17 protein-coding genes are annotated in these 17,929 nt (G+C 72.3%); 6 read left to right on the forward strand and 11 right to left on the reverse strand.

Annotated features, from left to right (window positions below; translation table 11 throughout):
* The first annotated feature begins 140 nt into the window (after positions 1-140).
* A complete protein-coding gene (locus tag MUY22_RS47555; protein ID WP_247054931.1) occupies positions 141-1,121 on the forward strand; it encodes a hypothetical protein in 981 nt (326 codons plus the stop codon).
* 56 nt (positions 1,122-1,177) lie between these two features.
* Here the strand turns inward: MUY22_RS47555 and MUY22_RS47560 are convergent, their stop codons facing one another.
* The 9 genes from MUY22_RS47560 to MUY22_RS47600 all read right to left on the reverse strand — a co-directional run bounded on the left by MUY22_RS47560 (position 1,178) and on the right by MUY22_RS47600 (position 10,615).
* Positions 1,178-2,572 carry a hypothetical protein gene (locus tag MUY22_RS47560; protein WP_247054933.1) on the reverse strand — a complete coding sequence of 465 codons (1,395 nt, stop codon included), beginning with the start codon at positions 2,570-2,572 and terminating at the stop codon, positions 1,178-1,180.
* Positions 2,569-2,904 carry a hypothetical protein gene (locus MUY22_RS47565; RefSeq protein ID WP_247054935.1) on the reverse strand — a complete coding sequence of 112 codons (336 nt, stop codon included), beginning with the start codon at positions 2,902-2,904 and terminating at the stop codon, positions 2,569-2,571. Before MUY22_RS47565 ends, MUY22_RS47560 begins: the two co-directional genes overlap by 4 nt.
* Positions 2,905-2,919: 15 nt before the next feature.
* Positions 2,920-3,477, reverse strand: a complete 558-nt coding sequence (locus MUY22_RS47570; RefSeq protein WP_247054937.1) for a YbaB/EbfC family nucleoid-associated protein — start codon at positions 3,475-3,477, stop codon at positions 2,920-2,922.
* Positions 3,478-3,612: 135 nt separating this feature from the next.
* Positions 3,613-4,041, reverse strand: a complete 429-nt coding sequence (locus MUY22_RS47575) for a S26 family signal peptidase (RefSeq protein ID WP_247054939.1) — start codon at positions 4,039-4,041, stop codon at positions 3,613-3,615.
* Positions 4,038-5,867 (reverse strand): ABC transporter ATP-binding protein, encoded by a 1,830-nt coding sequence (locus MUY22_RS47580; RefSeq protein ID WP_247054941.1) that lies wholly within the window; start codon positions 5,865-5,867, stop codon positions 4,038-4,040. Before MUY22_RS47580 ends, MUY22_RS47575 begins: the two co-directional genes overlap by 4 nt.
* The gene (locus MUY22_RS47585) at positions 5,864-6,361 is read right to left on the reverse strand and encodes a TlpA disulfide reductase family protein (protein WP_247054943.1); all 498 of its coding nucleotides are present in this window, start codon (positions 6,359-6,361) and stop codon (positions 5,864-5,866) included. The genes MUY22_RS47580 and MUY22_RS47585 overlap by 4 nt, the downstream gene beginning before the upstream one ends.
* Positions 6,361-6,867, reverse strand: a complete 507-nt coding sequence (locus tag MUY22_RS47590) for a MauE/DoxX family redox-associated membrane protein (protein WP_247054945.1) — start codon at positions 6,865-6,867, stop codon at positions 6,361-6,363. The genes MUY22_RS47585 and MUY22_RS47590 overlap by 1 nt, the downstream gene beginning before the upstream one ends.
* Before the next feature lie 64 nt (positions 6,868-6,931).
* Positions 6,932-7,099, reverse strand: coding sequence for a hypothetical protein (locus MUY22_RS47595; RefSeq protein ID WP_247054947.1), 168 nt, complete (start codon positions 7,097-7,099; stop codon positions 6,932-6,934).
* Between the two features lie 1,083 nt (positions 7,100-8,182).
* Positions 8,183-10,615, reverse strand: a complete 2,433-nt coding sequence (locus MUY22_RS47600; RefSeq protein ID WP_247054950.1) for a tetratricopeptide repeat protein — start codon at positions 10,613-10,615, stop codon at positions 8,183-8,185.
* Between the two features lie 212 nt (positions 10,616-10,827).
* Between MUY22_RS47600 and MUY22_RS47605 the strand changes: the two genes are divergently transcribed.
* Complete coding sequence (locus MUY22_RS47605; protein ID WP_247054952.1) at positions 10,828-11,241, forward strand: hypothetical protein; 414 nt, start codon at positions 10,828-10,830, stop codon at positions 11,239-11,241.
* Positions 11,242-11,250: 9 nt separating this feature from the next.
* A complete protein-coding gene (locus MUY22_RS47610) occupies positions 11,251-11,937 on the forward strand; it encodes a TetR/AcrR family transcriptional regulator (RefSeq protein ID WP_247054954.1) in 687 nt (228 codons plus the stop codon).
* Between the two features lie 222 nt (positions 11,938-12,159).
* On the opposite strand, the gene MUY22_RS47615 is transcribed toward MUY22_RS47610, so the two are convergent.
* Both MUY22_RS47615 and MUY22_RS47620 read right to left on the reverse strand, forming a co-directional pair.
* A complete protein-coding gene (locus MUY22_RS47615) occupies positions 12,160-12,876 on the reverse strand; it encodes a hypothetical protein (RefSeq protein ID WP_247054956.1) in 717 nt (238 codons plus the stop codon).
* Between the two features lie 99 nt (positions 12,877-12,975).
* Positions 12,976-13,563, reverse strand: a complete 588-nt coding sequence (locus MUY22_RS47620) for an isoprenylcysteine carboxylmethyltransferase family protein (RefSeq protein ID WP_247054958.1) — start codon at positions 13,561-13,563, stop codon at positions 12,976-12,978.
* A 72-nt stretch (positions 13,564-13,635) separates the two neighbouring features.
* On the opposite strand from MUY22_RS47620, the gene MUY22_RS47625 reads away from it, so the two are divergent.
* The 3 genes from MUY22_RS47625 (at position 13,636) to MUY22_RS47635 (ending at position 17,893) form a co-directional block, all read left to right on the forward strand.
* Positions 13,636-14,448, forward strand: a complete 813-nt coding sequence (locus MUY22_RS47625; RefSeq protein ID WP_247054960.1) for a phosphatase PAP2 family protein — start codon at positions 13,636-13,638, stop codon at positions 14,446-14,448.
* Between the two features lie 108 nt (positions 14,449-14,556).
* A complete protein-coding gene (locus MUY22_RS47630) occupies positions 14,557-16,140 on the forward strand; it encodes an FMN-binding glutamate synthase family protein (protein ID WP_247054962.1) in 1,584 nt (527 codons plus the stop codon).
* Positions 16,141-16,159: 19 nt separating this feature from the next.
* Positions 16,160-17,893 (forward strand): thiamine pyrophosphate-dependent enzyme, encoded by a 1,734-nt coding sequence (locus MUY22_RS47635; protein WP_247054964.1) that lies wholly within the window; start codon positions 16,160-16,162, stop codon positions 17,891-17,893.
* Positions 17,894-17,929 lie beyond the last annotated feature (36 nt).

The following is a 17,929-nucleotide window of genomic DNA, read 5'->3' on the forward strand; positions in this document are numbered from 1 at the left end:
GCGGACCCGTCAACGGTTTTGCCCGAAACTCCAGCGAACCTGTCCCGACCGTACTAATACGTATTACTCCATTGACTTCGCCGTTCGGCGCGTGCCACCGTCGCCGGACGCGAACACTTCGAAGGCGAAGGAGCGGCACCATGTCCCTCACTCGACGCGGCCTGCTGGCCGGTGCCGCCGCACTCGGCGCGGGCGCCCTGCTGCCGGCGCCCGCCCTCGCGGCCCCGGCCGGTTTCCCCGACTACCGCTACCAGCGGCTCGCGCTGGTGAAGAGCAAGCTCAAGTACAACCCGACCGGCGAGCTGATCTTCCCGTGCATCCGCGGCACCGCGGGCCGCATCCCGAACGCGCTCGCCGCCTACTACCTCTACTACGCCCCGCACGACGCGCCGGGCGGGATCTGCCTGGCCTACGCGAACACCCTCGACCAGGAGTTCACCGAGTACGCGGGCAACCCGATCATCAAGAACTCGTGGCCCGGCGAGTACTCGGTCAGCCACGTCTCCTCGCCGCACGCGCTGTGGAACGACGACGTCAAGCGGCTCTACCTGTACTTCCACGGCGAGAACACGGTGACCCGCCTGGCCAGCTCGGCCGACGGCATCCACTTCACCTACGAGAAGGAGGTCCTGTCCACCCGGCTGCAGCCCGCCGGCACGACCGAGACGTCCTACGCGCGGGTGTTCCGCCAGGACGTGCCGTCGAAGAACGCCCGCTACGTCATGGTCTTCATGCTCAACAACACCACCAACCACCGCGACATCGGCTGGGGCTGGTCACCCGACGCGCTGAACTGGACGTTCTCCCAGACGCCGCTGGTGAGGCACACGGACGTCGGCGCCAACGACATCGGCGGCCCGCACCTGCTGAACCGCAACAACAGCACGTACGTCGTCTACAACACCGACATCGCCCACGGCGGCAACCTGATGATCACCGAGGTGGGCAACGACTTCTCGAAGCGCAACCACCTGGGCGTCTTCCACGACTCCCTGAGCGGATCCCCGGACAACGGCCGCAGCGCGGCGCCGAGCTTCGGCACTTATCAGGGGCACGAGTACATGATCTACGAGGCCGGCGAGCGCTTGGCGGGCAACATCGCCATCGCCCGCGCGATCTGACCCGAACCGGGGAACGCCGTCCACCGTGACGTGCGGTGGACGGCGTTCCCAGGCGCCTAGCTCGGCTGTTGTTCCTTCTTGTCCTCCTCGGCCCACGCGGCTTCCGCCTGCATCTGGATGTCGGTGAGGCCGCGGTCGACCTGGACGATGTCCTTGCCCGCCCAGCCCACGAAGTTCTTCGAGCTCTTGGCGTCCGACAGCGCCTTCAGCATCGGGTAGTAGTCCGGTGCCTTGGCCTTCAGCCAGTCGTCGACGAACTTCATCTTCTTGTAGCTGTCGCCGAACTTGGTCTTCAGCCAGTCCTCGTGCTTCTTGATCGTCGAGATGTCCTGGTCGCTCAGCTTCGACTTCGGCGACGGCGGCTTGGGCGCGGGCGGTGGGTCCGCGGGCTTCGGCAGGGGCCGCGAGAAGTTCGGCGTGGTGCCGTCGCCCGGGGGCCGGGTGCTCGGCGTGGCGCCGCCTCCCGGCGGGCCGTCGTGGGTGACCGCGGTGCCCGGTGGCGGCAGCGGCCGCGAGAAGTTGGGGGTCGTGCCGTCACCCGGCGGCCGGGTGCTCGGGGTGGCGCCGCCACCGGTGGGCGGGCCGTCGTGGGTGACGGCGGTGCCCGGCGGTTTCGGCAGCGGCCGCGAGAAGTTCGGCACCCCGCCACCGTGCGGCGGGAGGTTGCTCAGCTCGTGCCCCGCACCGGACGAGCCCGGCTTCCCCTTGACCAGCTTCGACAGCCCGGTGAGCCGGGCCAGCGTGCGCCCGGCGTAGGCGACGACCTTGGCGAGCTTCGCCATCATCGCCGCGACCTGCACCGAGACGGTCGCGACGCACTTGGTCACCCCGACGGCGATCGACGCGCCGAAGGTGGGGATGGCCAGCGCCAGCGCGATCAGCATCGTGGAGATGATGTCGCCGAGGATCGTCGTGATGATGTCGCGCAGCAGCGAGCGGACCGCGCCGATCAGCGCTCCGGTGGTCTCGACCATGTAGCCGGCGACGTCGGACGCCTTGGCGTTGGCGTCGATCCAGCCCTTCCGGTCGTTGATCGACTTCAGGAAGCTGTCGTAGCCCTTGCCCTCCCACTGCGTGATCGTGGCCTTGAGGGTGTCGTCCAGCTCGGTGCCGGTGTTGCGCAGCGACTCGCCGATCTTGTGCAGCTCGTTGGCGATCTTCGTGACCTCCGCGGGGTTGCCCGCGACCTGGTCCAGCGGCCACTTCAGGAACGAGACGTGCTCGATCAGCCAGCCCAGGCCCGCCGCGATCAGCTTCGCCAGCGGGTCCATCACGAACGCGACGGTGTCGAGCGCGGCGCTGATGACGTTGATGCCCAGCTCGACACTGACGGCCGCGAGATCGCCGCCGTGTTCGGTCTGGACCTTGCCGATCGAGTCGCCCACCTGCTTCCAGCTGTCGAAGACGCCGGCCCCGGTCGTCGAGTTCGATGCCGTGATGGGAACGGTCACTTGCCCAGCTCCGTTTCGAAGGTGCGCAGCCCCTGCGCCGTGTTCGCGTCGTGGGTCGCGTACGTTTCGGCGGCCTTCTTCACGTCGTCGGCGGACTTCCCGATGTCACCGACGAGCTTGGTGATCTCGCCCGTGATGACGCCCATCGTGATCCGTGAGGGCACGGCCAGCACCTGCGCGAGCAGCATGCCGAACGCGGCGTTGTCGAACCCGTTGGCCGCCTGCATCCGGTTCGCGGCGTCCTGCACCGCCGGCTGCGTGGTACCCGACAGGAACTGGCTGAACTTCTGCAGCTCGGCCGGGTCGACCGAGAAACCTGCTCCGGAAACCACTGGTTCTCCTCCGTACTACCAGGGATTGCTCTCGCCGTCGTCCTCTTCCGGCGTGGACCGGGGACGACGACGCGGCGGACCTTGCTGCGGCGACTGCGGGGGCGGCGGAGGTGGCGGCGACGGGCGCTGCGGCGGCGGGACCGGCCGCTGCGGGCGGGCGCCGGCTTCCGGCGGCACCGCGAAACCGTTGTCCGGTTGCGCGCCTTCGTCCGGTTCGGGCGACGGCAGGAACTCGTCCAGCAGCTCACGGGCGGCCGAGCTTTCGCCCACCATGCCGCTGAACGCGTCGGCGACCTCGGCCGAGACCTTCTGCTGCGCGCGGCCGATCAGCTGCATCACCATGCCGGACAGGGCTTGCGGGGGACGGTCGTACGCGCGGGGACCGAACCGGAGCTCCTGCAGCACCCCGCTCGGACCGACGGTCACCGAGACCGCGCCGTCCGGCGACTGCACGGACGCGACGGCGGATTGGAGCCGTTCCTGGGCCGCCGCGGCTTTGGCCTGGAGTTCCTCGAGATCGGCGTTGAACGCGGCCAGCGGGTCGCCGTCGCCGGGGGGCACTGACTGGGTCAATTTGTCCTCGTCGCGAGAAAGTTCGTGAACGAGTGAAGTCAATCAGTGCTCATTTAACGTCAGGTGACACGGACAGAGCCGCCAGCTGAACGCGGCCCGGCTCACGCCGCGCGGGCCGAGCAGGATGCGGCTCACTCAAGAAAGGACGTGCCGCACCACCACGCCGACCAGCCGCTCCCGCGGCACGAACCCGTAGTGCCGGGAGTCCCAGCTGGCCGGCCGGTTGTCGCCCAGGACGACGGTGCAGCCGGGCGGCACCACCGTGCCGCCGAGGCCGTGGACGTCCGGGTCGGCCCAGCCGGCCGGGACGCGGTCGCCCGCCACCGCCACCACGCGCTTGAGCAGCAGCTGCCCGCCCACCGGCGCGCCGCTCGGCAGCCGCGGGTAGCGCAGCAGGGCCACCCGGCCGCGCCGCGGACGGCGGGTCCGGCGCACCAGGACCCGGTCGCCGGACGCCAGTTCCGGGGCCATGCTCGCACCGTCCACTGTGGTCACGATCAGCAGCCGGCGGACGGCGACGGCACCGCCCGCGGCCAGCAGCACGGCGAGGACCAGCGCTTTCACGGCACGGCCTGGTAACCGTCGGCCTGCAAGCGGAACAAGCGCGCGTAACCACGGCCGTCGGTGAGCAGGCTCTCGTGCGTGCCCAGCTCACTGACCCGGCCGTCCTCGATCACGGCGATGCGGTCGGCGTCGCGCACCGCGCTCAGCCGGTGCGAGATGAGCAGGCTCGTGCGGCCGTGCCGGTGCTCGCGGATGCGCGCGTGCACCTCGTGCTCGGCCTCCGGGTCGAGACCGGAGCTCGGCTCGTCGAGGATCATCAGGTCCCGGCCCTCCCGCACGAGCGAGCGGGCCAGCGCCAGGCGCTGCCACTGCCCGCCGGAGAGCACCACCCCGGTCGACGCGTCCCCGGTGTCGGTGCCGATCTCGAAGATCCGGGTGAGCGGCGTGTCGTACCCGCGGGGCAGCGCGGCGATCCGGTCGTGCGCGCCCGCCCGCGTCGCGGCGGCCACCAGCCGGGCCCGGTCGGTCATCGCGGCCGGCTCGCCGAGCCCGATGTTCTCGGCCGCGGTCATGTCGTAGTTCATGTGGTCCTGGAACACGGCGCTGATCCGCTCGCGCAGCGACGCGGGCGGGATGTCGCGCAGGTCGACGCCGTCCCAGAGGATCCGCCCGCGCGTCGGGTCGTACATGCGGCACAACAGCTTCACGAGCGTGCTCTTGCCCGCGCCGTTGAGGCCGACGAGCGCGACCGCCGCGCCGTGCGGGAGGGTGAGGTCCACCCCGCGCAGCACCCACGGGTGGTCGTCGCTGTAGCGGAACCAGACGTCGCGCAGCTCGATCCCCTGCCGCAACGCGGGTGCCGGGTCACCGGAGCCGCTCGGCAGATCGGGTTCCGCGCGGACCACGGCGACGTAGTGCGCGAACGACAGCAGCCGCGCCTGGCCGTTGGCGATCGCCGACGCGAGCGTGCCCAGCGCGGCCTGCACCCCGGCGACGGCGGCCACGAACATCGAGACGTCGCCGGCGCTGAGCGACCCGTCGCGCGCCGACGTGATCGCCCACCAGAGCCCCGCCCCGGCGACCGCCGCGCTCAGCGCCGTCAGGCCGCCCATGGTCCGCAGCTCCCGTTCGTCCATCCGGCGCCGGTCGGCGTTGGCGCTGCGACGCTCGTCCATCAGCCGGGCGCGCAGGAACGCCCCGATGCCGAAGAGCCGGATCTCGGTCGCGGCGGGGATCCCGGTGAGCAGCTGGCTGTAGAAGAACTCGCGCCGGGCGAACCGCTCGACGCGCCATTCCACCGCGGCACGGCGCCGGGCCAGCAGCAGTTCGGCGAGCAGCGCGGGGATCGCGGCGGCCAGCACGACCCCGGTCATCGCCGGGCTCAGGACGAACAGCGAGCCGAGGAACCCGGCCAGCGAAAGGGTTCCGCTGAGCGTGCCGCCGACGCCGTCGACGATCTCCGGCATCCGGCCGCAGCTCTCCTGGGCCAGCCGCAACCGGTCCTGGTAGGCGGGGTTCTCGAAGGTGCGCAACCCGACCTGGCGGCCCAGCGCGGCGAACAGCCCGTCGGTGGCGACGGTGCTCGCCGCGCGGCCGATCTGCGCCCGGACGTAGTGGACGACCACGGGCAGCGCGGCGACGGCGAGCCCGGCGCACGCCAGCGCCACGGCGAGGCCGCCGACGGCGCCGGTGCGCGAGACGAGCCGGTCGAGGACGAGCTTGGTCAGCCAGGCGGTGGCGATCGGCGCGGTGGCCGCGGCCGCCGTCATCACCAGCAGCCCGGCCAGCCGCGCCGGGCCGGACCGCCACAGCAGCACGGCGGCGGCCGCGGCCGCGTCGCGCAGCCGGCCCGCGGCGATCCGCCGGTCCGGTTCGCGCACCGTCACCGCCCGGCGGGGACGGTCAGCTCGGCCACCCGGCCCGCGGTCGCGACCACCCGCCCGTCGGCCACGACGTACAGCGCGGGCGTCCAGGTGTTGCGGAACGCGGCGGCGACCGGACCGCCGTCGAGGTCCGCCGGCACCACCCGGGCGACCTCGGCGAGCGCGCGCACGGTGTCCGCGTCGTCCCCGCCGACGACGGCCAGGACGCGGTCGCGGCCCTGCTCGCGGGCGTAGGCGAGGAAGTCCGGCAGGGTGTCGTGGCAGGCGGGGCAGTCGGCGGAGAAGAAGGCCACCGTGCCGTCCAGCGTAGCGGTGGTGAGCGGCTCGCCGTCGGTCGTCGTGGCGGCGAACTCGCCGACGGCCGAACCGGGCCGCAGCGCGAAGAGCGACGTCGTCGAGGCCTGGGCCCGCATCCGGCGCAGGATCCCGACGGTCAGGAGCAGGTTCACCAGGCACAGCAGGCCGAGCAGCACCAGAGCGGCGACGACGAAGGGCATCAGGAACTCCTTGCGAACACGACGGCGATGTCGTCCATCGCGATGACGAGGACGGCCGCCACCCCGCCCGCCGCGACCGCGAGAGCGGCCCCGGCGACGGGTGGCAGGTGCTCCGGCGCGAGGGCGCCGACGGCGGCGAAGCAGAGCAGCACGGTGTTGCGGGCCAGGTGACGCGGGCCGACCGGGGTGTCGGCCGTGCCGAAGCAGCGGCACGACGCGGGCCGCCCGCGACGCAGCGCCGTGCCGATGGAAGCGGCGAAAGCCAGTAGCAGCAGCGAAGCGAGGACGAAACCGGCCGTCGCGGTGGCCGGCACGACCACGAGCACCGCGGCGCCCGCTTCGCCCCCCACGACGGCCACCGACACCGGCACCACGGCGTTCGCGGGCATCGGCACCAGCGCGGGCACCGACCGCGCGAACCCGCGGAAGTCCCGGAGCTTCGACACCGACGAGGCGGCGAACACCACGGCGATCAGCGTCGCGCAGGCCGCACGGAGGTAGTCCACGGCACTCCTTTCCGACGGGCGGTGCCCGCTTCCGCGGACACCGCCCGGTACGTTCGGGACCGGTTCAGCAGGTGCTGCGGATCTTGGACCATTCGCAGCCGGTCTGCGGGCAACAGAACCGGTACCAGTACCCGGGGTGGCCCGCGCTGTTGCAGAAGTAGCCGCCGGCGCAGGCGGAAGCCTGGGCAGTGGGCACGATCCGGTCGAGCACGCGGTCAACGAGGCGCCGCATGGTGTCTCCCTTCGACGGTGGGCGTCCGACGTGGCACGGAGCCGCAGCCCGCGATCCCGCACCGGCCGCGAGCATCGCCGCCACAGACGACCAGAGCAGCAATCCCGGACGAACCCGGACGCCCGCTTCACGACCACCCGGCGCGCTGCGGCCGGGGCTGGGGCCGGGTCTCACCGCTTCCCCCACCGGCGGTCACCAATCACCACACCCACCGCAGCCGGACACGGTCACCGCCGACGCCCGACCCCGCGAGCAGTGGAGAAAGCCCGAAACCTCACCCACCGGCAGGCCACCCCCGAGCTGACCCGCGGGTGCGAGAGCCGACCTCGCAGGCACACGAGCCGACCCTCCGGGTACGCAAGCCGACCCCCTGGGCACGCAAGCCGACCCTCCGGGTACGCGAACCGACCCCGCAGGCACGCGAACCGACCTTGCCCCGGCGCATGTCTCGCGCGAGTGGGGACGCGTCTCACGTGATTGCGCGCGCATTTCACGTGATTGGCCGCGCATCTCACGTGATTGCGCGCGTGTCTCACGTGCCTGGCCGCGCATCACGTGATTGCTCGCGTGTCTCGCGTGCCTAGCAGCGCATCTCACGTGATTGGCCGCGGATCTCACGTGATTGGGCACGTGTCTCGCGTGATTGGAGGCGGATCTCGCGTGATTGAGCGCGTCTCGCGTGACTGGGCGCGCATCTCGCGTGATTGGAGGCGGATCTCGCGTGATTGAGCGCGTGTCTCGTGATTGGGCGCGCGACTCGCGTGATTGGGGGCGGATCTCGCGTGATTGAGCGCGTCTCGCGTGATTGGCCGCGCATCTCGCGTGACTGGGCGCGTGACTCGCGTGACTGGGCGCGTGTCTCGTGATCGGGGGTGTGTCTCGCGTGATTGAGCGCGTCTCGCGTGATTGGCCGCGCATCTCGCGTGACTGGGCGCGTGACTCGCGTGACTGGGCGCGTGTCTCGTGATCGGGGGCGTGACTCGCGTGATTGGGGGCGGATCTCGGCCGTCCTCAACCTCGGTGACCTCTGCCGCGGACGGTCGGCCGAGCCGCGGCGGCGGCCCGGCGGGTGGCGGGTGGGCGTCAGCCGCCGGTGGTGACCGAACGGGCCGCGGGCTCCGGGATCTCCGGCGGTTCCGGCAAGCCCAGCTCGCGGTGGTGGTCGCGGGCCGCTAGCCAGTGCTGGTGGGCTCGCCGTGGGTCGCCCATTGCGGTCCACGCCCGGGCCAGGCCCAGGTGCGCGCGGGCGGCCTGGTGCAGGATGCCCAGGTCCACCGCCATCGCCAGCGCGGACTCGTGCGACACCCTCGCCTGGCCGGTGCGGCCTAGGTCCAGGGAGACGTCCGCGAGGCACAGCAGCGCTTCCAGGTGCAGGTCGCGGTCGCCCGCCTGCTGGGCGATGGCCGTCGCGCGGCGGAAGAAACCGCAGGCCTCCTCCGCGCCCCGGCCGGACCTCAGGTGCGTGTCGCCGATGTTGAGCAGGGTGCGGCCCATGTCGCTCAGGTCGCCGGTCTGCTGGTCGATGGCCAGCGCCTTCAGGTGGCTCTCCAGCGCCTCGTCGTAGCGGCCCAGCCGGCCGTGGACGTAGCCGAGGTTGGTGAGCGCGGTGCGTTCGCCCGCCCGGGCGCCGATCTCGCGGGCCAGTGCCAAGGCCCCTTGCAGGAACCCGGCCGAGCGCGCGAAATCGGCGTTCCAGGAGGCGATCGCGCCCAGCGTGCCTAACGCGCGGCACTCGCCGGAGCGGTCTTCGGCGCCGCGGAAGCAGGCCAGCGCCTGTTCGGCGAACCCGGTCGCCACCTCGTAGCGGCCGACCTGGCTGTGGGTGGCCCCGAGGCTCAGCAGGGCGTGCCCGCGGGCGACCGGGTCCGCCGACTCCGTCGCGCTCGTGTGCAGGGCCAGCGCTTCCCGGATGTGGCCGCCGGTCTGCAGGTACCGGAACAGGATCCGCGACAGCAGTCCCGCGTGGCCCGACGCCACCCCGTGCAGGCCGGCGCTGACCAGGTTGGCCCGTTCGGCCTCCAGCCACGCCGCCGCCGACGCCCGGTCGGTCACCGGCGGGATCGGCAGGCCGGGGTCGGGGACGTGCGGCCGGTGGTCGCGCACGCGCGGCGCGTAGTGGTCCATCGCCGTGGCGGCGGCGAACGCGTAGTAGTCGAGCAGCCGCGCCAGCGCGGCCCGACGGCCGGCGGAGACGTCCTCGTCCTCGGCCCGCGCCATCCCGAACGCGCGGATGAGGTCGTGCAGCTCGAACCGGTCGGCCTCGCGACGCCGGACCAGGCTCGCGGCGGCGAGCCGGTCGGCGGTGCGGGTCGCCTCCTCCAGGCCGGTGCCGGTGAGCGCGGCGATGCCGTAGACGTCCAGGTCCGCGCCCGGGTGCAGGGCGAGCAGCCGCAGGGCCCGCTGTTCCGGCTCGCCGAGGTGGTCGTAGGACAGGCTGATCGACGCGTCCACGGCGTCGTCCAGGCGCAGGTGCGCCCGCCGCTGCTCGAGCCGCTCCAGGTGGTCGGCCAGCAGCCACGACCGGTGGGCCGGCGCGGTCATCCGCAACGCGGCCAGCGTCAGCGTGAGCGGCAGGTGGCCGAGCTCCGCGGTGATCGCCCGGGCCACGCCGGGTTCCTGGTCGATCCGCTGCGCGCCGACGGTGCGCCGCAGGTAGGCCAGCGCCTCGTCCGGGCTCAGCACGTCCAGCCGCACCTGCGCACCGGCCAGCCCGGGCAGCGCCAGCCGGCTGGTGACGAGCACCGGGCCGCCCCGCGCGTCGGGCAGCAGGGGCCGGACCTGGTCCTCGCTGTGGGCGTTGTCGAGCACAACCAGCAGCCGCCGCCCGGCCGAGCGCTCCCGGTAGACCCGCTCCTTGCCCGGCAGGTCGGCGGGGACGGCGTGCCCGGGCACGCCCAGCAGCCGCAGGAAGGAGTCGAGCACCGCGGCCGGGTCCACCGGCGGCCGGCCGAGGTCGGGGTGGAACCCGCGCAGGTTCACGAAGAGCGCGTCGTCGAACCGGCCGGTGCGCAGCAGTTCGTGGCCGACGTGCACGGCCAGCCCGGTCTTGCCGACCCCGGCCATGCCCGCGATCGCCGACGCCTGCCCGCCCGCGGCGTCGCCGAGCGCCGCGCACAGCCGCGCGAGCTCCACCCGGCGCCCGGTGAAGTGCGGGATCGCCTCGGGCAGGCCGAGCTGGGCCTGCACGAAGGTCGCCGCCTCCGCGCGGCTGCGGACGACGCGCAGCATGTCCTGCCAGCCGGCGACGTACCCCGGGTCCGGGTGCAGCACCTCGACGACGGCCAGCACCAGGTCGGTATTGGGCCGGGCGCGGCCGGTCTTGAAGCAGTCGGCGACCGTCGTGCGGGCGGTGCGCTCGGCGGGCGGGCGCCCGGCCGCCGTCCAGAGCCGGTTCACCCGCTCGGCGATCTGCGCGTACGACGGGTCGCCCGCCCACGTCTTGAGCAGCCGCAGCCGGGCGATGAGCTCGGCCAGCGTGCGCGCGTGGCCGGGATCAGGTGCTTCGGTGAACGCCATGACGCCCTATCGTGGCCGCGATCCGCGGCCACGACCACGGGTTTGCCGCAGGGTGTCTGTCCGCAAGCGACCGGTTACGCAGGCCCATCAGCCCATTCGAGAACAGTGCTCACTTTTGTGAACACTGTTCTTGACTTCGGCGCGCACAGGCGCCACCCTGGATCCCAGATCGAGAACAGTGTTCTCGCTTTCACCGGAGAAGGGACAACCCCATGACCACCACCACGTTCGCCGCCGCCGTTCCCACCCGCCGCTGGGACCTCGTGGGCCGCGGCTTGATGGCCTTCAACGCCGTGACCACCTTCGCGGTGTTCGTCCACGGCCTGTTCCTGATGGCGGCGACGACCGACGACCGCCTCATGGTGGAAGGCTGGCGGACCTTCGGCTACCTCGTCTTCACGGCGATGTGGACGATGCTCGCGTTCCGGCCGAGACAGGCCCCGGCGATCTGGGAGATGGTCATCGCCCACAAGGTGGCGGCGGCGATCCTCGCCCTCACGATCATCCACACCACCGAAGGCGGCCAGTCGTCGATCACCGACTCCTGGGTCGCGCTGTCGACGATCTTCGCCTACGTCGTCTGCCGCGGGTGGCGGTCGTGGCGGCTCGTCCGGCGTGGACACTAAGGTCGGCCCATGGTGACCCCGCGGCAGTCGGCGCGTGAACAGATGATGCGCGACGTCGTGCGCGTCGGCCGGGAGCACCTGAAAACGGTGCTCCCGGCCGATCTGTCGCTGCGGGGGGTGGCCCGGGACGTCGGCGTCGTGCCCTCCGGGCTCTACCGCTACGTCCGCGACCGCGAAGCGCTCATCACGCTGCTGATCATCGACGCCTACGACGAACTGGCCGACGAGGTCGACGCCGCCATCGAGGCGGCGTCACGCCGATCGCACCGGAAGCGGCTCGAGGCGGCGGTGCTCGCCGCGCGGGCCTGGGCGGTGCGCGAACCGTCCCGGTTCGCCCTGCTCTACGGCACGCCGGTGCTCGGCTACCAGGCACCCGGCGAGCAGACGGTGGGGCCGGGCACCCGGGTCGTCGCCGCGCTCGGCCGGCTGGCCGAGGACGCGTGGCGAACGGGCAAGCTGCGCAAGGTGGACGCGACGCTCAGCCAGCCGGTCCGCGCGGACATGGAACGCCTGCGCCAGCAGCACGGCCTCGACATGCCGGCGAGCAACGTCGCCCGGGTCTACGGCCTGTGGTCGGCGGTCACCGGCGCCATCCTGTTCGACGCCTTCGGCCAGTACGCGGCGGACACGGTGAGCGACAAGGAAGCGTTCCTCCGCGACCACGTCGCGGGCCTCGCGGACACCATCGGCCTCTGACCGCACCCCGCCGGATCCGCCGGACCTGGCCACCGCGCCGCAGGTGAGGCACCACGGACGACGGCCGCGCCGTGGCGGCCGGCCGTCGGTGAAGGAGCCCGCGATGGACGCCCGGGCGGCGGGTCCCGGTCGTCGACGACGACCCGCGGGTGCGGACCGTCGTGACGTGGCAGCTGGAAGCCGAGGGGTTCCGGGTCGCCGAGGGATCACCGATCAACGCGCTTACTTGAGCACGCTGACCGCGCGGGCGATGACCAGCAACGACGTCAGCAGCGCCGCGACGCTCTGCACCGCCATCAGCACCTTCGCCCGCGAGGACAGCGGCATCGTGTCGGTGGGACTGAACGCCGTCGAGTTGGTCACCGACACGTACAGGTAGTCCAGCAGCGCCGGCACCCAGTCGGACTTGACGCTGGACCCCTCGGCGACCTCCTCGACGGTGTCGGCGTTCTCGTCCTGCGAGAACCGGAAGTCGGCGAGCGGCAGGTCGGCCCGGCCGGACTGGGTGCGCCTGACCGGGCCGCCCCGGTCCAGCTCCCAGTAGGCCAGGCCGAACGCGATCACGTTCGTCAGCCACACCTGCAACGCGCCCAGCAGCAACGCCTTGCCGTCGCCGGCCGCGCCGGCGACCAGGTCGTGGATGAGCAGCCCCAGCGCGCCCAGGTTGCTGAGCGCGACGACCGCGACCAGCGCCAGCGAGAGGATCCGGGAGAGCCGGGTCTGCCGCGTGACGCGCCGCGGGTTGATCGCGATCAGCGGCACCAGCAGCGCGATCTCCAGCGCGGGCACCACGAACCGCGGCGCGACCAGCAGCTGTTCCGGCAGGGCCAGGTAGAGCGCGATGGCCACGAGCGTCGCGACGGCGGCGGGCAGCCGCGCCTCACCGCGGCGCTGGTGGCGGGGATGACGGGTACGGGCCTCGGCACGGTCGGCTGACATGGCGGCGGCTGCTCCTCGCGGACGGCCGCTGACCGGCCCCGGTTCGTCGGGGCGCCAGCCTAACCTCCGGCACGCCCGCACACCGCGCGGATCGCGAGGTCACCACACATAAGGGACGAGCCGGGCGCGGTCGGCGGCGAACTGCCGGTAACGGCTGCCCAGCGCCTCGCCGAGGGCGTGTTCCTCGATCCGGATGCGGTGGACCAGGGCGATCAGCAGCACCACGACCGGGCCCGCCGCGCTGACCCAGTTGCCCGCGATCAGGCCGCCGCCGGCGAAGATCAGCAACAGGCCGGTGTAGCTCGGGTGCCGCAGGACCCGGTAGGGACCCCGGTCCACGACGGGCTGGTCTTCACTCGTCTGCACCGTCACGGTGAAGTACTTTCCGAGGCTGTGGAAGGACCACCAGCGCAGGAGCAGGCCGAGCCACCCGAGCACGAGCCCGGCCGTGACCAGCCCCGCGCCGCCACCGATACCGGCGGCCGGGACGACCGCCCGGCCGATCGGCCACAGCAGGATCGCGCCGAGGAACAGCACCCGGAAGCCGAGTTCCGCGGGCACGTTGACGAGTTTCGCGCCGCCGCGCGTGCGGAACGCCTGGACGAGTTCACCCGCCGCGAAGGCGGCGACGCCGACGACCAGGACGACCCGGGCCACGTCCGGCAGCTCTTCGAAAGGCGTGCGCACACCGCCATCATCCCCCGGAGAACGCGCCGGAACCGACGGATTCCCGCGGCCGCGGGCGGCTAGGGTGACCGCGTGAACCCGCCGCCGGACGGCCACCGCCGACGTCCCCCGCCGATGGCCGACGCGGCGGCCGCTCCCGGCCGGCTCACACGAACCCTGCTCCGCGGTACCGATGGCCATCCCGGCGTGCTCGTCGAGCTGATCTTCCTGCTGCTCTGGTTCCTGCTCTTCACGCGTCTCGACGCCGTCGTGGGCCGGGACCTCGCGGCCGCCAACGCCCACGCGCTGGCCCTCCAGTCCGCGGAACACGCGCTGCACCTCGACGTCGAGCGCAGCGCGAACGGTTGGCTGACCGAACATCCCGTCCTCGCGCACCTCGCGGTGTACCTGTACCGGCTGTACTACGCGGTGGTCGCCGGCACCCTGCTGTGGGTGTTCCTCCGGCACGCCGAGGTCTACCGCAAGGTCCGCCGGACGATGATCGCGATGACGGCCCTCGTGCTGCCGGTCTACTGGGCGGTGCCGATGTCGCCGCCGCGGTTCGCGCTGCCGGGCGCCGTCGACATCGTGGCCAGGTACGACATCCTGGGCCAGGCCGGCCGCGAGAGCTGGACGAGCCCCAGCCACTACACGGCCATGCCCAGCATGCACGTCGGCTGGGCGTTGTGGTGCGCGTACGCCGCGTGGACCGCGCTCCGGGGCACGCATCCCCGCCTGGCGCTGCTGTCGTGGTCGTTCCCGCTGCTCATGGTGGCGGACGTGCTCACCACGGGGAACCACTACGTCCTCGACGTCGCAGGCAGCGTGACGCTGCTGGCCGTCTCGATCGCCGCCGCGACGCTGTGGGGCCGTCTCGCCGGAGCCCAGCGGTCTGTCCGGATCTGAAGCCGAGGCGGCTCCGACGAGGGGACGAATGCCCCATCGGCGTAGGCAACGGCCCTGATCGGCGTGCTCGACCTGCGCTCGACCGGCCGTCCGGATAGCTTCGGTTCCGTGCTCAGATTCGCTGCGGTAGGTGCGTTGTCGCTGGTCTCCCTCGGCGTCGCCGCGCTCGCGCTGTCCGTCAGCGCTTGGTGGTGGTTCCTCGCCGCGCCGCTGCTCCTCGTCGCCGGTCTGGGGTGCTGGGATCTCCTCCAGCGCAAGCACTCGGTCCTGCGGAACTACCCCGTCCTCGGGCACCTGCGTTTCCTGCTCGAAGCACTGCGGCCCGAGCTGCAGCAGTACTTCATCGAGCGCAACTTCGACGGCCGCCCCTACGACCGCGACATCCGCAGCATCGTCTACCAGCGCGCGAAGGGCACCGACGCCGAAGCGCCGTTCGGCACCGAGCGCGACGTCTACGCCGACGGCTACGAGTCCCTGGTGCACTCGATGGCGCCGATCGCGACGCCGGACGAGCCGCCGAAGATCCGGATCGGCGGTCCGGACTGCACCAAGCCGTACGACATGGCCCTGCTCAACGTGTCCGCGATGAGCTTCGGCTCGCTGTCCGCCAACGCGATCCTGGCGCTCAACAAAGGGGCCGCGCTCGGCGGCTTCGCCCACGACACCGGCGAAGGCGGCCTCTCGGAGTACCACCTGCGCCACGGCGGCGACCTCGTCTGGGAGATCGGCACCGGCTACTTCGGCTGCCGGACCGCCGACGGTGATTTCGACAGAACGGAGTTCGCCGAGAAGGCCGCCCACGACTCGGTCAAGTGCGTGTCCCTGAAGCTGTCCCAGGGCGCCAAGCCCGGGATCGGCGGCGTGCTGCCCGGCGGCAAGGTGAACGCCGAGATCGCGCGGGTCCGCGACGTCCCCCAGGGCGAGACCGTCATCTCCCCGCCGTACCACCGGGTGTTCTCGACACCCCGCGAGCTGATCCGGTTCATCGCGTCGATGCGCGAGCTCGCGGGCGGCAAGCCGGCCGGGTTCAAGCTGTGCGTCGGTTCGCGGCGCCAGTTCCTCGCCGTCTGCAAGGCCATGCTGGCCGAAGGCGTCACACCCGACTTCATCATCGTCGACGGCGCCGAGGGCGGCACCGGCGCCGCACCCCTGGAGTTCGCCGACCACATCGGCACGCCGCTGACCGAGGGTCTCATCACCGTCCACAACGCACTCGTCGGCACCGGCCTGCGCGACCGGATCAAGATCGGCGCCAGCGGCAAGGTCGCCACCGGCGCCGACATCGTCAAACGCCTCCTGCAGGGCGCCGACTACACGAACGCGGCGCGGGCGATGATGTTCGCGGTCGGCTGCATCCAGGCCCAGCGCTGCCACACGAACACCTGCCCGACCGGCGTCACCACCCAGGACGCCCGCCGCGCCCGCGCACTGGACGTCGCCGACAAATCCCTGCGCGTGGAACGGTTCCAGCGCTCCACCGTGACCGGCGCCCAGCAGATCATGGCGTCGATGGGCGTCCGGTTCCCCGCCGAGCTGCGGCCGCACATGCTGCGCCGGCGCGTCGATCCCCACCGGGTGCGGTCCTACGCCGAACTCTACGACTGGCTCGAGCCCGAGCAGCTGCTGTCCGGACCCCCGCGGGAGTGGGCGCAGGACTGGGCCGCGGCCGACCCCGACCACTTCACCCTCTGACCCACCCCAGGAGAGCTCCGTGACCCGCACCGTCGCCCAGGTCGTCATCGACAGCCTCGTCCAGCTGAACGTCACCCACGTGTTCGGCGTCGTCGGAGACGCGCTCAACCCGCTGACCGACGCGATCCGCCGTACCGACGGCATCGAGTGGGTCGGCTGCCGGCACGAGGAGGTCGCCGCGTTCGCCGCCGGCGCGCAGGCGCAGCTCGGCGACACCATCGGCGTCTGCATGGGCACCGTCGGCCCCGGGTCGGTGCACCTGCTCAACGGCCTCTACGACGCCGCGAAGAGCCACGCGCCCGTGCTCGCCATCGCCGGGCAGGTCCCGCTCGCCGACGTCGGCACGGACATGTTCCAGGAGGTCGACAACGACCTGCTGTTCAAGGACGTCGCCGTCTTCCGCGCCACCGTGACCTCCGCCGAGCAGATCCCCGGCCTGCTGGAGATCGCCGTCCGCACGGCCGTCAGCCGCGGCGGTCCCGCCGTGCTCACCGTGCCCGGCGACATCGGCGACCAGAAGGTCGACGCCGACCGCGAGCCGCGGTTCTCCCTCGCCGAGCGCAGCACCCGCCCCGACGACCCGGCGCTGGACGCCGCCGCGCAGCTGCTCAACGCGGCGGAGAAGGTCACCCTGCTGGTCGGGCGCGGCGCCCGCCAAGGCCGTGCCGACGTGCTGGCGCTGGCCGACCGCCTCGGCGCCCCGATGGTCCTCACCCTCAAGGCCAAGGAGGGCTTCGAGGACGACAACCGGTTCCAGGTCGGTCAGACCGGCCTGATCGGCAACCCCGCCGCCGCGCAGGCGATGGACGACGCCGACCTGTTGCTGCTGCTGGGCACCGACTTCCCGTACCGCGCCTGGTACCCGACTGGCAAGAAGGTCATCCAGGTGGACGCCGTGGCCGAGCACATCGGCCGCCGCGTCCCCGTCGAGCTCGGCCTGGTCGGCGACGTCGCCCCCACCGTGGCCGCGTTGCTGCCGCGGCTGTCGCCGCAGGCGTCCCGCAAGCACCTCGACGACACCCGCGCGCACTTCGAGCGCTGGCACGCCGGGCAGGCGCGGCTGGCCGCCCCCGGCCACGACAAGAGCCTGGCCGGGAAGGTCCGTTCGGTCTTCGACAACCAGGACCACCAGATCCGGCCCGAGGCCCTGGCCGCGCTGATCGACGAGCACGCCGCCCCGGACGCCGTGTTCACCTCCGACACCGGGATGGCCACGGTGTGGCTCTCGCGGTTCGTCCACATGACCGGATCGCGCCGGCTGCTCGGCTCGTACAACCTCGGGTCGATGGCCAACGCGATGCCGCAGGCGATCGGCGCCCAGTTCCAGGACCGCGACCGCCAGGTGGTCGCGTTCTGCGGCGACGGCGGCCTCAGCATGCTGCTCGGCGACCTGATGACCATCCGCACCTACCGGCTCCCGGTGAAGCTCGTGGTCTTCGACAACCGGCGCCTGGGCATGGTGAAGCTCGAGCAGGAACAGGCCGGGCTGCCCGAGTTCGGCACCGAGCTGGACAACCCGGACTTCGCCGCCGTCGCCACCGCGCTGGGCATCACGGGGATCCGGGTCACCGACCCGGACGAGCTGGCCGAGGCCGTCCGGCGCGCGCTGAGCACCGAAGGCCCGGTCCTGCTGGACGTCCTGACCAACCCCGAGGAGATGTCCGTGCCGCCGAAGCCGACGGTGGACCAGGGCTGGGGCTTCGCGATCGCCAAGGTGAAGGAGCACCTCCGCAGCACGGGCGACAACAGCTGACCTGCCCGAGCCGCGGCGGGTCCGCAACCCGCGAGA

This window comes from Amycolatopsis sp. WQ 127309 (assembly GCF_023023025.1).
Lineage (GTDB): Bacteria > Actinomycetota > Actinomycetes > Mycobacteriales > Pseudonocardiaceae > Amycolatopsis.

Coding starts and splice junctions, on each gene's coding strand:
- MUY22_RS47555 (WP_247054931.1), top strand. CDS start 141: ATGTCCCTCACTCGACGCGGCCTGCTGGCCGGTGCCGCCGCACTCGGC.
- MUY22_RS47585 (WP_247054943.1), bottom strand. CDS start 6,361: ATGCCCTTCGTCGTCGCCGCTCTGGTGCTGCTCGGCCTGCTGTGCCTG.
- MUY22_RS47595 (WP_247054947.1), bottom strand. CDS start 7,099: ATGCGGCGCCTCGTTGACCGCGTGCTCGACCGGATCGTGCCCACTGCC.
- MUY22_RS47600 (WP_247054950.1), bottom strand. CDS start 10,615: ATGGCGTTCACCGAAGCACCTGATCCCGGCCACGCGCGCACGCTGGCC.
- MUY22_RS47605 (WP_247054952.1), top strand. CDS start 10,828: ATGACCACCACCACGTTCGCCGCCGCCGTTCCCACCCGCCGCTGGGAC.
- MUY22_RS47610 (WP_247054954.1), top strand. CDS start 11,251: ATGGTGACCCCGCGGCAGTCGGCGCGTGAACAGATGATGCGCGACGTC.
- MUY22_RS47615 (WP_247054956.1), bottom strand. CDS start 12,876: ATGTCAGCCGACCGTGCCGAGGCCCGTACCCGTCATCCCCGCCACCAG.